Origin of the sequence: Exiguobacterium sp. s141 (assembly GCF_018618085.1) — a bacterium.
Taxonomy (GTDB): domain Bacteria; phylum Bacillota; class Bacilli; order Exiguobacteriales; family Exiguobacteriaceae; genus Exiguobacterium; species Exiguobacterium mexicanum_A.
This window is the reverse complement of the sequence record NZ_JACSLJ010000003.1, coordinates 233,909-248,235: the sequence shown is the minus strand read 5'-3', so window position 1 is coordinate 248,235 and position 14,327 is coordinate 233,909. Positions and strand designations below refer to the sequence as shown.

General features: G+C 49.2%; 16 protein-coding genes. 12 read left to right on the top strand and 4 right to left on the bottom strand.

What is annotated here, in order from left to right:
• The first annotated feature begins 31 nt into the window (after nt 1-31).
• The 4 genes from KNP74_RS09685 to KNP74_RS09670 all read left to right on the top strand — a co-directional run bounded on the left by KNP74_RS09685 (nt 32) and on the right by KNP74_RS09670 (nt 2,927).
• The gene (locus KNP74_RS09685; protein ID WP_214764147.1) at nt 32-619 is read left to right on the top strand and encodes a bifunctional transcriptional activator/DNA repair enzyme AdaA; all 588 of its coding nucleotides are present in this window, start codon (nt 32-34) and stop codon (nt 617-619) included.
• Complete coding sequence (locus KNP74_RS09680) at nt 576-1,475, top strand: DNA-3-methyladenine glycosylase family protein (protein ID WP_214764146.1); 900 nt, start codon at nt 576-578, stop codon at nt 1,473-1,475. Before KNP74_RS09685 ends, KNP74_RS09680 begins: the two co-directional genes overlap by 44 nt.
• The gene (locus tag KNP74_RS09675; RefSeq protein ID WP_214764145.1) at nt 1,462-1,974 is read left to right on the top strand and encodes a methylated-DNA--[protein]-cysteine S-methyltransferase; all 513 of its coding nucleotides are present in this window, start codon (nt 1,462-1,464) and stop codon (nt 1,972-1,974) included. The genes KNP74_RS09680 and KNP74_RS09675 overlap by 14 nt, the downstream gene beginning before the upstream one ends.
• Nucleotides 1,975-2,063: 89 nt before the next feature.
• Complete coding sequence (locus tag KNP74_RS09670; RefSeq protein WP_138860210.1) at nt 2,064-2,927, top strand: DegV family protein; 864 nt, start codon at nt 2,064-2,066, stop codon at nt 2,925-2,927.
• A 46-nt stretch (nt 2,928-2,973) separates the two neighbouring features.
• Here KNP74_RS09670 and KNP74_RS09665 read toward each other — a convergent pair whose 3' ends face one another.
• Entirely contained in the window at nt 2,974-3,525 is a 552-nt protein-coding gene (locus KNP74_RS09665; RefSeq protein ID WP_214764144.1) for a histidine phosphatase family protein, read from the bottom strand.
• Between the two features lie 111 nt (nt 3,526-3,636).
• Between KNP74_RS09665 and KNP74_RS09660 the strand changes: the two genes are divergently transcribed.
• Nucleotides 3,637-6,516, top strand: a complete 2,880-nt coding sequence (locus tag KNP74_RS09660; protein ID WP_214764143.1) for a DEAD/DEAH box helicase — start codon at nt 3,637-3,639, stop codon at nt 6,514-6,516.
• A gap of 20 nt (nt 6,517-6,536) precedes the next feature.
• Here the strand turns inward: KNP74_RS09660 and KNP74_RS09655 are convergent, their stop codons facing one another.
• Nucleotides 6,537-6,950, bottom strand: a complete 414-nt coding sequence (locus tag KNP74_RS09655; protein ID WP_214712469.1) for a (deoxy)nucleoside triphosphate pyrophosphohydrolase — start codon at nt 6,948-6,950, stop codon at nt 6,537-6,539.
• Between the two features lie 224 nt (nt 6,951-7,174).
• On the opposite strand from KNP74_RS09655, the gene mqo reads away from it, so the two are divergent.
• The 3 genes from mqo (at nt 7,175) to KNP74_RS09640 (ending at nt 9,987) form a co-directional block, all read left to right on the top strand.
• Nucleotides 7,175-8,674, top strand: a complete 1,500-nt coding sequence (mqo, locus tag KNP74_RS09650) for a malate dehydrogenase (quinone) (protein ID WP_214764142.1) — start codon at nt 7,175-7,177, stop codon at nt 8,672-8,674.
• 116 nt (nt 8,675-8,790) lie between these two features.
• The gene (locus KNP74_RS09645) at nt 8,791-9,279 is read left to right on the top strand and encodes a hypothetical protein (protein ID WP_138860206.1); all 489 of its coding nucleotides are present in this window, start codon (nt 8,791-8,793) and stop codon (nt 9,277-9,279) included.
• A gap of 15 nt (nt 9,280-9,294) precedes the next feature.
• Entirely contained in the window at nt 9,295-9,987 is a 693-nt protein-coding gene (locus KNP74_RS09640) for a hypothetical protein (protein WP_138860205.1), read from the top strand.
• A 30-nt stretch (nt 9,988-10,017) separates the two neighbouring features.
• Here KNP74_RS09640 and KNP74_RS09635 read toward each other — a convergent pair whose 3' ends face one another.
• Nucleotides 10,018-10,542: a CarD family transcriptional regulator gene (locus KNP74_RS09635; RefSeq protein ID WP_131472030.1), complete on the bottom strand. Its 525-nt coding sequence runs from the start codon at nt 10,540-10,542 to the stop codon at nt 10,018-10,020.
• Between the two features lie 106 nt (nt 10,543-10,648).
• Complete coding sequence (locus KNP74_RS09630) at nt 10,649-11,077, bottom strand: MarR family winged helix-turn-helix transcriptional regulator (protein WP_131472028.1); 429 nt, start codon at nt 11,075-11,077, stop codon at nt 10,649-10,651.
• 136 nt (nt 11,078-11,213) lie between these two features.
• On the opposite strand from KNP74_RS09630, the gene KNP74_RS09625 reads away from it, so the two are divergent.
• The 4 genes from KNP74_RS09625 to KNP74_RS09610 all read left to right on the top strand — a co-directional run bounded on the left by KNP74_RS09625 (nt 11,214) and on the right by KNP74_RS09610 (nt 14,321).
• Nucleotides 11,214-11,960, top strand: coding sequence for a hypothetical protein (locus KNP74_RS09625; protein ID WP_214712462.1), 747 nt, complete (start codon nt 11,214-11,216; stop codon nt 11,958-11,960).
• Nucleotides 11,961-12,075: 115 nt separating this feature from the next.
• Nucleotides 12,076-12,822 carry a methionine ABC transporter ATP-binding protein gene (locus tag KNP74_RS09620; RefSeq protein ID WP_214764141.1) on the top strand — a complete coding sequence of 249 codons (747 nt, stop codon included), beginning with the start codon at nt 12,076-12,078 and terminating at the stop codon, nt 12,820-12,822.
• Nucleotides 12,815-13,477 (top strand): methionine ABC transporter permease, encoded by a 663-nt coding sequence (locus KNP74_RS09615; RefSeq protein ID WP_029596402.1) that lies wholly within the window; start codon nt 12,815-12,817, stop codon nt 13,475-13,477. The genes KNP74_RS09620 and KNP74_RS09615 overlap by 8 nt, the downstream gene beginning before the upstream one ends.
• A gap of 25 nt (nt 13,478-13,502) precedes the next feature.
• The gene (locus KNP74_RS09610; protein ID WP_214764139.1) at nt 13,503-14,321 is read left to right on the top strand and encodes a MetQ/NlpA family ABC transporter substrate-binding protein; all 819 of its coding nucleotides are present in this window, start codon (nt 13,503-13,505) and stop codon (nt 14,319-14,321) included.
• Nucleotides 14,322-14,327 lie beyond the last annotated feature (6 nt).

Genomic DNA, 14,327 nt, shown 5'->3' with positions numbered 1-14,327 from the left:
TGATACATTGGAACAAAGGGGGTGGACTGAGATGCTGACGTTTGAAGAGAAGTGGGAGAAAGTGCTCGCCTGTGACGCGGCGTATGACGGACAGTTTTATACCGCGGTCAAGACGACCGGGATTTACTGTCGGCCCTCGTGCCGCTCGCGGAAGCCGAAGCGGGAGAATGTCGATTTTTATGAGACGAAAGCGGAAGCGGAGTCGTCCGGCTTTCGGCCGTGCAAGCGATGTCAGCCCGAGGTCGACCGTAGTCCGGCGAGCGCGCTCGTCCATGACGTGACGGCGTTCGTGCTCACGCATTACAAACGGCCGCTCAAGCTTGAGGAGATTGCCGAGCACGTCAACTTGAGCCCGTTCTATGTCGAGCGGACGTTCACCCAAGCGACGGGCGAGACGCCGCGCCGTCTGCTCGAAAAGGTTCGCATCGACAAGGCGACCCATCTGTTGCGGAAGACGGACATGAGCAATCTCGCCATCTGTTATGAGGTCGGCTTTCAAACCCCGTCCAACTTTTATCGCGTTTTCCGACGTCTCAAGGGATGTTCACCGAGCATGTATCGAAAGGGGGGAGCCGATGAGTCGCTCATCGTTCGAGATTCACGTCACCGCTCCGTTTGATTTTCAACAATGTCTGCAATTTTTGCGACGCTCTGACGATGAAGTGATGCATGTCGCCCGTGAAACGTCCGTCTCAAAGCTGTTCGATGTGGACGGACGATTGCTGCTAGGGGATATCATGGAGACGGCTCACGGCCTCGTCATCACGTTTCCGGAAGACGACATCACGAGCTCGGAACAGAAACACGTGGAGCGCTACGTCCGCGACTGGTTCGACCTCGACCAAGACGTCGCGGCGTTCGTGCGGATGGCTGAGACGGATGAACTGTTGCGTCCGCTCGTCCGAGAGTACGAGGGGCTACGCCTGATCGGGTTCCCGGACTTGTTCGAGGCGCTCACGTGGGCCGTCATCGGTCAACAGATCACACTCTCGTTCGCCTATACGCTGAAACGACGGTTCGTCGAGCAGTATGGACCATCCCGGGAAGTGGACGGCGTGACGTACTGGGCGTTCCCAAATCCTGAGACGATTGCGCTGCTCGACCCGAGTGAACTGAGACAGCTCCAATTCAGCACCCGGAAAGCAGAATATATCATCGGCATCGCCCAGGAGATGACGGACGGACGATTGTCGAAACAGCAGTTACGCAGCGAGCCACCCGACGTGATGCATGAACGGTTGTTAAGCTTACGCGGTGTTGGGGAGTGGACGGCCGCGTATGTCCGGATGAAGTGTTTCCAAGATCCGACGGCGTTCCCGGTTGCGGACGCTGGTCTGCATCAGGCGTTGAAGCATCATCTTGGGCGAAGCGACAAGTTGACGGCAGACGAAGTGAGGCAGTACGGGGAACGCTTTGCCGGGTGGGAGGCGTACGCCACATTCTATCTATGGAGGTCGTTGTATGGAGACGTATAGACTGGACTATGTGAGTCCGATTGGAATTCTAGAGATTGTCGGGACAGAGACGGCCATCCGTTCCATCCTGTTCGTTGAACGCGATGATGTCCGCTTTGAAGCGGAGGAGATGACGCCGGACGTGTTGAAGACGTGCTACCGAGAAATCGAGGAGTACTTCAACGGACGTCGCCAATCGTTCACGTTCCCGTTTGAAGTCGAGGGGACGGTGTTTCAACAGGACGTGTGGCAGGCGCTGGTCATGGTTCCATACGCCGAGACGACCTCGTATCGCGAACTGGCCGTGACACTCGGCCGGGACCGCGCCGTGCGGGCCGTCGGCAGTGCCAACGGGCGCAACCGGTTGAGCATCGTCATCCCGTGCCATCGTGTCATCGGATCGAATGGGACGTTGACGGGCTATGCGGGCGGACTGTGGCGAAAGGAATGGTTGCTTCGACACGAGCAAACCAACGCATATTCAGGCCTGGCAAAAAAACTTCTACCCCTCCATATCTGATACAATGGAGAAGTCCTATCGTGACGTCTGAATCGACGTAGTGGTCTAGGACGATTCTCGTCACTCAGGAGCGATTTTTGGAGGGTACTATGATTAGATTATTGGCAGATTCAACTTGTGATTTATCCGATGAGATTTTAGCAAAATACGAGATTGGCGTCGCGCCGCTCATCATTACGATTGACAACAAGTCGTATGAGGACCGTGTCGACATCCAGCCCGATGAGTTTTACGGAATGTTGGAAGCGCTACCGGAATTCCCGACGACGGGGATGCCGAGCCCAGCGACATTTATGAAGCTGATGGAAGAGGCCGTCGAGAGCGGACATGACGAGATTCTATGCATCTGTATGTCGAGCGGGACGAGTGGGTCGTATCAATCGGCCGTGCTCGGAAAAGAATATTTCGAAGAGGCACATCCTGATTCGACGGTGAAAATTCATATCGTCGACTCTCGTTCGATGAGCCACGGCAGCGGCTGGTTGTTAATGAAGAGCGCCCAGATGCGTGAAGCCGGGGCGACGTTCGAGGAGCTCGTTGACTTCAACGAGAAGTATAAGCTGAAAGTGAAGCACTTCTTGTCGGTCGACGACTTGGACCATTTGATTAAAAGCGGCCGCATCTCGAATGCTAGCGCCATCATCGGCAAGCTGTTGATGGTCAAACCGATCATGAGCATGAAGAATGGCAAAGGGGCCATTGTCGCCAAAGAGCGCGGAACTCGTAAAGTGCTCAAGCACTATACGGACGAGTTCATCAAACGTTGCGACAAAGACATTACCAACTTTGTCATCATCGGCTATACGTCCGATCAAAAGATTGCCGAGAACTTGAAGGCGAAGATTCAAGCCGAATCCGACTTTGACGGCGAGATTTACCTCATGCAGATGGGCGTCTCGGTCGGGACGCATGTCGGTCTTGGTGCCATCTCAATGTTTTTTGTGGAAAAATAAAACGAAAGCCGTCTCATTCATGAGACGGCTTTTTCTATGGATAACGTTATCCACAGGCAGGGACAGACCAGACACGTTCCACGTACCAAGAGTTATCCACAATTTTGAGGTGATAGACGTCGGGATTACTCAGATTGCGCCACGTGTCAAAGTCGAAGCGGTTATCCACATATTGGAGTAGCAGCGCGAGGAGATTGCCGTGCGTCACGAGGACGGTCGTGCCGGTTACATCGTCAAGTGGCTCGATGACGCTCAAAATCCGATCCGTCGCCTCTTGACCCGATTCGGCACCCGGGACACGGAACGAGGCGTCAGTGAACGAATGACGAAGCAACTCGAACCAATCGTCGCGCGGTTCGAGCGAGAGGATACGCTCGCGCAACTTCGGCTCCGTCTCGATGGTCAACTGCTTAGACGTGGCGACCGGAGTGATCGAGGCGACGGCTCGCGTATAGTCGCTCGAGATGATGCGGTCGACGGGAATGTCTCGAAAGAAGTCAGCGAGGGCGAGTGCTTGTTGTTTGCCGGCTTTAGTGAGTGGGGCGTCCGGCTCTTGGCCAGTCGCCGAGCAATGACGGATGAGATAGAACGCAGACATAAAGTTCCTCCTTGATCATTTTTATGCAGAAGATAATAATGAAATATATGTAAAATAAAATACTGGTATTGAAATTATTTGAATTTAGTATAAATCATGTTGGAGGTATGTATGACTCATTTTACAGAACAACTCAAAAATTCGTTAGAAAAAGGGTTCATTGATAAGCATCATCATCACGTGAGTCCATTTAAACCTGAGTTATTAATGAATGAAAAACATAAACGACAAGATGTACTTACTTCACTTCTAGACGAACTAAAGGGATGCCAATCTTTCTTATTCTCTGTTGCGTTTATTACGGAAGCTGGCTTAGCTACGTTAAAATCTACGCTTTCCGACTTACATGATAAAGGTATCCGTGGAAAAATCATGACTTCAACGTACCAATACTTTAATCAACCTAAAGTCTTTAAAGAACTATTAAAACTGAAGAATGTAGATATTCGCATTTCAGAAGTTGAGGCATTCCACTCTAAGGGATACATTTTTCAACATGAAGAGTACTACTCATTAATTGTTGGAAGTTCTAATTTGACGTCTGGAGCGTTAAAGACAAATTACGAGTGGAATCTGAAGTTGACCTCTCACGAGAATGGAGAAATTGTCGGACACTTCCTCGATCAGTTTGAAGAAATGTGGAGTGTTTCAGTTCCATTGACACTTGAATGGATTTCAGCTTACGAACGTTCGTATCGTCCAGTCTTCGGAGAACGTGTAGCTGAATTTCCAGACTCGTATGGAGTCAATCGATTAAAAGAAGCGTTACAGGTAGAACCTAATTCGATGCAACTAGCAGCTTTAAGTGGGATTGAGGCCGTTCGTGCGCATGGAAATACAAGAGCGCTCGTCGTATCAGCGACGGGCACGGGAAAAACATATTTAGCCGCTTTTGATGTTCGTCGCTATCGACCGAAGCGAATGCTATTCGTAGTGCATCGCGAACAGATTTTGCAAAAAGCAAAGAATGATTTTCATCGAGTCATTGGTGGTGATGAAAGTGATTTTGGTATCCTGTCAGGTTCGAGCCGAGCAATGGGGGCCAGGTATGTCTTTGCAACGATCCAAACAATTTCTAAACAAGAAACATTAGATCAGTTTGACCGAGACGCATTTGACTACGTATTGATTGATGAGAGTCACCGAGCAGGAGCGGTTACATATCAACGAATTATAGAACATTTCACACCACAATTTTTATTAGGAATGACAGCAACTCCTGAACGTTCAGATGGATATGATTTATTTAAGTTGTTTGATTACAACATTGCATATGAGATTCGGTTACAAGAAGCGCTTGAAGAGGACATGTTGTGTCCTTTCCACTATTTTGGAGTGACAGATCTTGAAGTGAGTGGAAATCAAGTTGAGTTTGATGTATTCACTCAGCTCGTGTCAGAGGAACGTGTAGAACGGATTATCGAGAAGATTGATTACTATGGTTTTTCTGGAGAGCGTTTATGTGGTTTGATGTTCTGTAGTTCAAAACGAGAAGCGAAACGACTTTCTGAGGAATTGAATCATCGAGGTTTTAGAACATGTGCTTTAACGGGAGATGATTCGCAAGAAAAGAGACGAGTTGAAGTGACTAATTTGGAAGAGGGTCGTCTAGATTACATTTTAACAGTTGATATATTCAACGAAGGTATTGATATTCCAAGCATTAATCAAGTCGTCATGTTGCGACAGACAGAATCAAGTATTATTTTTATTCAACAACTAGGACGGGGATTAAGAAAACACAGCTCAAAACAATACGTGACCGTTATCGATTTCATTGCTAACTACAAAAATAACTATTTGATTCCAATCGCTTTATCCGGAGACCGCTCTCAAAATAAAGATTCGATTCGGAGAAAAGTAATCGATCGTAGCTATATTTCTGGCACGTCGACCATTAATTTTGAAGCCATCGCAAAAGAGCGAATTTACGAATCGATTAATCAAGCAAAACTAACGGACTTAAAAGTGTTAAAAGAGGCTTATCACAATTTGAAAAACCGTTTAGGCCGACCTCCGATGCTAAGTGATTTTGTTGAACATTATTCAATGGATCCAATTGTTATTGGAACAAAGAAGGGTCATTACGGTGCCTTTTTGAATATAGTGGAGCCTGATCTCCCTGATCTTCCTTCCATTCATTCGAAAGTTCTGTTGATGGTGACCCAAGAGTTATTATCAGGAAAACGAGTACATGAGGCATTGTTAATGCAACTTCTGTTGGAGCAGGAAAGTTTGAACAAACAAGATTTTATTCATCGCTTGCGTGAGCAGGGCATACGAAGTGATAAAACTACCATTCACTCTTTAGAAAACGTATTATCACTAAACTTCTTTAAAGATGCTGATCGATTGAAGTATGGAGGACACGCCTTAATTTCTTGGGAAGGTGAGGTGTATAGATTCTCATCTCATATGCACTCTTTATTAAAAGATGAATGGTTCACTCAGCTGTTTAAAGATGTATTAACAGCTTCCTTAGCTAGAGGTCAACGATATGATCAAACAAAACCATTAACCCGACTTGAAAAGTACACGAGGAAAGATGCTTGCCGCCTATTAAATTGGGATAAAGAAGAACAATCGACGATATATGGCTACAAAATAAAACATCAAACTTGTCCGATTTTTGTCACGTACCATAAGGGTGAAGACGTTGAAGCTAGCGTCAATTATGGAGACTCCTTTATTAATCCAGAAGTGTTTCATTGGTATACGAGAAGCAGAAGAACGACAAAATCGGAAGAAGTACGTAAAATCATTGAGGCACAGGAAAGAGAAATCGATATTCATCTCTTTGTGAAAAAGGATGATGATGAAGGCGGAGATTTCTACTATTTGGGTGAAGTCAAACCGGATCGCGAATCTGTTCAAGATACGACAATGCTGAATCAAGACGGACAGGAATTGTCTGTTGTTACGATGAACTTACTCCTCCAAGAACGTGTCGATCAGCAAATTTACGACTACTTACACGAACAAACGCATTAATAAAAGCCGAGACGTGATTGTTACACGTTCTCGGCTTTTGTCGTTTGATTAATGACGTCGTTGACGGCAGGAATATCTGCTGGGGCCCACACAAGGGAATGTAAGTTATCGCGTTTTAACCAAATTAACGCATCGTGTTCTGTCGCGGTAGGCGTTCCTGATTTTAACTCAGCACGCAATGAAATCAATTGAATGATGAACGTTTCATATTCATGTACATGTTCATTAATCACTTCGTGCGCAGTGATTTCGCAAGCTAACTCTTCAGAAATCTCACGTTCAAGTGCTTCTTGCAAATTCTCACCGTCTTCAACTTTTCCACCAGGGAACTCCCACATGTTTGGGATCAACATATTTGTTGAGCGAAGGGCGCAAAGGATTTCTTGATTTTCATTTTCAATCACTGCTGCAACCACTTTTACTTTCTTTTTCATCATAGCAACCTCATTCTCTTCAGTATTCGTTGCACTCATCATAACATCTCTAGTTACTGAGAGTTGTCTAAGGGAGAAACTCTAAAAGTTTTCCGTACTTAACCCTTATCAAACATCACAAAAGCGTTATAATCAATATAACAATTATAAACGGGGCGAGTCGGCGAATGGGGATTTACCGAATCGTCTCATACACAAATCCAGGGGAGAAGGATGGGGTTTTCATGAGCAGTGTTCAAAAGAGAACAGACGTCATTTTGATTGGTGCCGGTATCATGAGTGCGACGCTCGGGTCGCTTTTTAAAGAGCTCGTACCAGAGTGGGAAGTCAAAGTGTTTGAGAAGCTCGAAAGTGCAGGGGAAGAGAGTTCGAACGAATGGAATAACGCCGGGACGGGACATGCCGCCCTCTGTGAGTTGAACTATACGACCGAGAAGCCAGATGGTACGCTCGATATTTCGAAAGCGATCAACGTGAACGAGCAGTTCCAAATCTCGCGTCAGTTTTGGGCGCATCTCGTCAATAAAGGCTTGATTCAAAACCCGGAAGCGTTCATCCGTTCGATTCCACATATGAGCATGGTCCAAGGTGAGAAAGACGTCGACTTCTTGAAGAAACGTTTGGAAGCGCTAACAAATAATCCGTTGTTTGAAGGAATGGTTTTATCGGATGACCCGGAACAACTCCGTGACTGGATGCCGATCGTCATGGAAGGACGTTCCGTCGATGAGCCGATCGCGGCGACGAAAATCGATTCAGGTACCGACGTCAACTTCGGTGCGCTCACACGGATGCTGTTTGATCATTTGACCGGCCAAGGTGTCGAGGTCAATTACAAGCATAGCGTTGAGGACGTGAAACGGTTAGCGAACGGATTGTGGGAAGTGAAAGTGAAAGATATCGAGGCGAACACGATTGAGACGCACACGGCGCCGTTCCTGTTTATCGGCGGCGGTGGAGGCAGTCTGCCACTCCTTCAAAAGACGGGCATCCCGGAGTCGAAGCATATCGGCGGATTCCCGGTGAGTGGTCTGTTCCTCGTCTGTAAGAACCGTGACGTCATCGAACAGCACAACGCGAAAGTATACGGCAAAGCGAAAGTCGGCGCACCGCCGATGTCGGTGCCGCACCTCGACACGCGCTTCATCGAAGGGCGCAAAGAGTTGTTGTTCGGACCGTTCGCCGGCTTTACGCCGAAGTTCTTGAAGACGGGCTCAAACCTCGACCTTATCCAATCGGTCAAACCGTACAACGTCGTAACGATGCTCGCGGCCGGGGCGAAAGAGATGCCGCTCACAAAATATTTGATTGAACAGGTGCTCTTGTCGCATGACAAACGGATGGACGAGCTTCGCGAATTCATCCCAACGGCGAAGAACGAGGAGTGGGAAATCGTCGTCGCCGGACAACGAGTCCAAGTCATTAAAGACACGCCGGACGGCAAAGGGACGCTCCAGTTCGGAACGGAAGTCGTCAGCGCCGAAGACGGATCGGTCGCAGCACTACTTGGTGCGTCACCGGGAGCCTCGACGGCCGTGCACGTCATGTTAAAAGTGCTCGAGCAGTGTTTCCCGAACCGGATGCCGGAATGGGAACCGAAAATCAAAGAGATGGTGCCTTCTTATGGCGTCTCACTCTCCGATCACCCGGAACTGTTCAAGACGATTCACGAATCGACAGCAATGGCGCTCGGCTTGAAAGAGAAAGGCGTCGTCCACAATTAAGCGAGTACAGGCGAGGATATGTTCATATTCTCGCTTTTTCTTCTTGATTGTAAGACAATTAATCCATATATTGGTTAAAAATAAGTAGGAGTCTACATAAAAATAGGAGGTGCTGCATGAATAAAATCATTCTTTCTGAATGGGAGCGTAAAAAATACGGTGATTATGTCAACAAACTTCGAGAGTACCCGGACTGTTTCGAGTATTGTGTGGTCCCTAACTACGAAGACCATATGGAGATCGCACAGACGGAATGTATCCAGTTGGGCGACTGTTTCGCAGTCCTGATGAGGCATGCGGATCACTATATCCTTGTTGCCATCCTGTTCGATGTCGAATGGGAAACGAGACAAGTGTTAGAATGGCTTGACCGCTGGGAAATGCGTTGCATGAGACCGACAACAGAGACGCTTCTAATCTCACATGCGAATGATGTGGTTGAACAAATCAAATTCAAAGACCATCCACTTCTCTTGATTGAAAAAGGGTCGAAGACATTGCTTGTGGATTCCGAAGAACTTGTTGATGTGGCGGATGTGTATGATCAGTATAAGAAAATCAATAACACAGGGCTCGCGGAAGACATCATTATTGAGAAGGAATGAGGAGGGGGATTAGTGATGCAGAAGAACATGGAGGAGCTGGTTCAGCTGAAAGAGGAAGACTCCTATTTTAGACCGTTTGTTGTTGAGTCTCCGGATTCAAGAGGGAATGTATTTGTCGTCGGCATCAATCCAGCCACACCTATGAAAGTGAAAGACTTCGAAGATACTAGCGAATATATCGATCTGATTTATAATCGAAGTCGATTCATGGAACGGATGCAGACGCTTCGAATCCGAGACGGAAAATCACGACTCTCTAAGACGCGGGTCGGTTTGAACGCATTCGTGAAAGATTTGGAGGCCAAATCTAGCGGAGTGATTAACGTGGTTGAAACGAACATGAATGCATGGCCTACAAAATCTGCAAAATGCTTGTCTTTACCAAAAAATAAACAAGCGGCAGTATACGGTGCACAAATCTTCAAAAGGGTTTTCTTCCACTACAAACCTAACGTGTTGATTGTCCACAGTAAGCAAGCACTTGGCGAATTGCTGGCGTTTTTGGAAATAGAAAAACTGAACCCATCCGTAACCTTCGATTCGAACGTGCGATTAGTGGACTGGATTGCAGCCGGCCCAATTACTTTCACGTACGAAGATGGAACAATCGGGACGATTTTCTGCTCCAAGCATTTTATGTACCACGGACATGTCGGACATAGCTTCCAACCGCTGAAAGAACAGGTGCTGGCCGTCTTTGAACAATAAAAAAAGACCTCTTCGCACGGAAGGGGCCAATCAAGTAGTGGCGACAGGTTCTTCGCTCAAATAAGCAGCAATTTGTTGATCGATAATTTCTTCCGACAATTCAAGCGCGAGCGAAAGTTCTTTCACGAGGATCGTTTTAGCGTTCTCTAGAATCTTGCGGTCCTGTTCATATAACTTCTTGTTCAACAAGATAGCTTCGCTTTGGCGGCGAGCAAGCGTGTTGATGACTTGAGCGATGTCGTGACGGTTACCCGAGTGCACGACGTTCAAGAATTCGCGATTGCGGTTGTTCGGATGGGGATTCCATTCGACACCCGGCGAGCGGAACGATTCGAGGATCTCTTTTGCTTCTTTCGCTTCAAGGAGCGTCAACATCATCACTTTATCACTATCGACGGGGATACTGATTTGCAACTTCTGTGCGTTATTGATGGGATGGAGCGTGTAGTACGACTTCGTCTCACCCGCGACCGTCATGTCGGAAATGTCGTCAATGCGGCAAACTCCGTGGGTCGAATAGATGATTAAATCACCAGTTTTGAACAAATCGATCACCTCTTCCTTTCATCAAGTATAGTAGTTCATGACACGAAATGTCAACTCGGTTGACATTTGAGGTGAGATATGACACAAAAAAATCTCTCCCAATCGTTAGGAGAGATTACAAATTCCAGTCGGCTTTCAACAACATTTTCAGTTGTCGGAATGCGTCGTCACCGAGTGATTCGGCTATTTTTTGTTCGAGTTCGGCTTTCAGTGCTTCGTTCTGTTCGTAGCAACGGACTCCGAGCTCGGTCAGCTCGATACATTTATCTTTTCGACTCGTCGGATGATCGGTCACCGTGACGAGGTCTTTGGCTTTCAAGTTCTTGATGAGCTTATGGATCGCTTGGCGGGAGATGTGGACGTTGCGTGTCACTTCGGCAATGGTCGGCTTCGTCTTATAGATGCGGGCGAGCACGTACCATTCGGAGTTGGAGATGTAGATGTCATGTTGCTCGTTCCAAGCCCGTTCGCTGATGCGACGGATTTGGTCATGTCGCTCACTGAGGAGATCGAGAAGTCGTGTCGTCGGTTCTGTTGGAGTCAAATTGGTCACTCCTATTCGTTTTTGTCGTTCCTAACTATACAAAAGCCGATGTGTCGCGTCAATGCGCGAAACGAGTTCACCATTCTCTGATAGGATTTGACGGTTTGGGGAACAGGAAAACAGAGGAGGGACTTTCATGCCGACACGTACTGACTTGTTTCAACGCTATAAACAACATATTCTCGAACTGCCCGACCTGGAGGAAGCGACACTGAAGAGTGAACCGTTCTTACTCGAGGAGGACCCGAACAAGCAACTCACGATTTACTATGCACCGTTCGAATACGTTAACCCGCAGGCCAAAGTCGTCATAGCAGGGATTACGCCAGGACTGTATCAAATGCGGCAATCATTCGAGGCCATCCGCGATTTGGCGGACGCGCCCGACGAGGAAGCGCTCCGAGCCGTCAAACAACGGGGCAGTTTCTCGGGACCGATCCGCAAGAACTTGGTGACGATGCTCGACGACTTGGAGTTGCATCACCACCTCGGTCTCCCGACGACGCTCGACTTATTTGGCGAGGCGAACCATCTTGTGCAGAATACGGCGGTGCTACCGTATCCCGTCTTCTATAAAGGGAAGAACTACAACGGGTCGAGTCCAGACATGTTGAAGACGGACTTGTTCCGGTCTTATGTCGAAGGCAGCTTCGCCGACGAGATGGCCGTCCTCGAGGACGCACTCATCTTGCCGATGGGCATCAACGTCCGTCGGGCCGTCGAGACGCTCGTCGACAAGGGCATCATCGCGCCAGAACGCGTCGTGAGCGGATTTCCCCATCCATCAGGGGGGAACGGCCATCGGCATCGCATCTTTGCCGAAAATCGTGAATCGATGCGGCGCCATATCGCTGACCATTTCAAACAGCACCCGTTAAAGTGAACCGCCCCGTGCGGTTCTTTTTTTTGTGAAGCACCTCACCTGACAAATTTGCTTTAGTTCGCTAAAATGGGGTACGAGGTTGACCCAGTTTTCCCATAAGAGAAAGGAACCGTCTATGATCACGTTAACGAATGTCAGCAAACAGTTCGGCCGCGACGCAGCCGTCCGTGACGTCTCGCTTCAGATCGAGCGGGGCGAGGTCTACGGCATCATCGGCGCGAGCGGGGCCGGCAAGTCGACGCTGCTCCGGTTGATGAACCTGCTCGAGACACCGGATACAGGGCAAGTCACGGTCGATGGGGACGAATTGACGAGCTTATCGAGTCGACAGCTACGCGAGAAGCGCCACGTCATCGGCATGATTTTCCAACAGTTTAATCTCGTCGCGAACAAGACCGTCTATGACAATGTGGCCGCTTCACTGAAGCTGGCTGGCCGGCCGCGCTCGACGCATGAGGCCCGGGTGCTCGAGTGCCTTCGTTTCGTCGGGCTCGAGTCGTTCAAAGATAAATACCCGGCACAGTTGAGCGGCGGGCAGAAACAGCGCGTCGCCATCGCGCGGGCGCTCGCGAACGAACCGCACGTCTTGTTATGTGATGAGCCGACGTCGTCGCTCGACCCGAATACGACGGCTGAAGTGCTCGGCGTGTTAAAGTCGATTAACGAGCGGCTCGGCGTCACCATCGTCATCGTGACACATGAGATGGACGTCATCAAACAAGTGTGCGACCGCGTGACCGTCATGACGGACGGTTCGGTGTATGAGATGATTGATGTCATTCCGAGTGGGGTCGCAGACATCGACGACAATCCGTCCTGGTTCGTCGATCAACTGAAGAAGGCAGGTGAACCACATGCCTGAGGTGCTCCTGCAATATCAGACCGAGATTTGGCAATCGATCGGCGAGACGTTCATCATGGTCGGCGTCTCGATTCTCGCGGCCGTCCTCCTCGGCCTGCCGCTCGGGACGTGGCTCTACTTGTCACGAAAAGGGCAACTGCTCGAAAATCGGGCCGTCTTCTCCGTGCTCAACTTGATCGTCAATATCGTCCGCTCGTTCCCGTTCCTGTTACTCGTCGTGTTTTTGATTCCATTTACGCGGCTCATCATCGGAACGGCCATCGGGACGGCGGCGGCAACCGTGCCGCTCGCCATCATCGCCATCGCCCATTACTCACGACTCGTCGAGCAGTCACTCCTTGACGTACCGCGTGGCGTCGTCGAGGCGGCCGTGTCGATGGGGGCGTCCATCAAAGACGTCATCTTCAAGTTCTTGTACGTCGAGGCCCGTTCCGGTCTCGTCCTCGGGCTCACGACGTCAATCATTAGCTTCATCTCGTACTCGACCATCATGGGGGTGGTCGGGGGCGGTGGCATCGGCGACTTTGCCATCCGCTACGGCTATCAACAGTTCAAGACGGAGCTGATGATGTACATGATTTTGATCATGCTCGTCTTCGTCCAGATGATTCAGTTCACCGGTACGACGGTGGCTCGGCTCATCGACAAACGCTAATTACCTAAAGAAAGAAGGAGAACTTATGAAAAAATTAATGGCGCTTTTCGCCTCACTCACACTCGTCCTCGCGGCGTGTGGGAACGATTCCGAAACGAACACGACGGAAGCCCCGTCAAACGAGCCGCAGACGCTCAAAGTCGCATCGCTCATCCCACCGATGACGGATATGCTTGAAATCGCGAAAGAGCAACTCGCAGAAGACAACATCGAGCTCGAAATCGTCGTCCTCGGTGACAACGTCCAACCGAACACAGCGCTCGCAGCAAAAGAAGTCGACGCGAACTTCTTCCAACACGTCCCGTACATGGAAGAGTTCAACCGCAGCAATGACGCCAACCTCGTCCCAATCGAACCGATTTACTTCGCCAACTACGGTGTCTACTCGAAAGAGTATGACAACATGGACGACATCCCGGAAGGCGCGACAATCGCCATCGCGAACGACGTGTCGAACATCGACCGCTCGCTCTCATTGCTCGCGCAACACGATGTGATTAAGCTTGGTGAGAAGAACGGGTCGTATTACACGCAAGCCGATATCACAGAAAACCCGAAGAACCTCAAATTCGAGGAAGTCGATTTGCTCATGCTCGCGCGTGCGTACGATGACGTCGATGCGGTCCTCATGACGCCGGCCTATGCGGCGCCACTCGGCTTGACGCCGAAGAGCGATGCCCTCTTGACGGAAGGTGTCGAGAACGACTTCGCCATCACACTCGTGGCCCGTGAAGACAACAAAGATGAAGAAGCCATCCAGAAACTCGGCGAAGCACTCACAAGTGACGAAGTCCGTGCGTTCTTGGAAGAAAATTACGAAGAAACGGCGATTCCGGCGTTTTAACGAGAA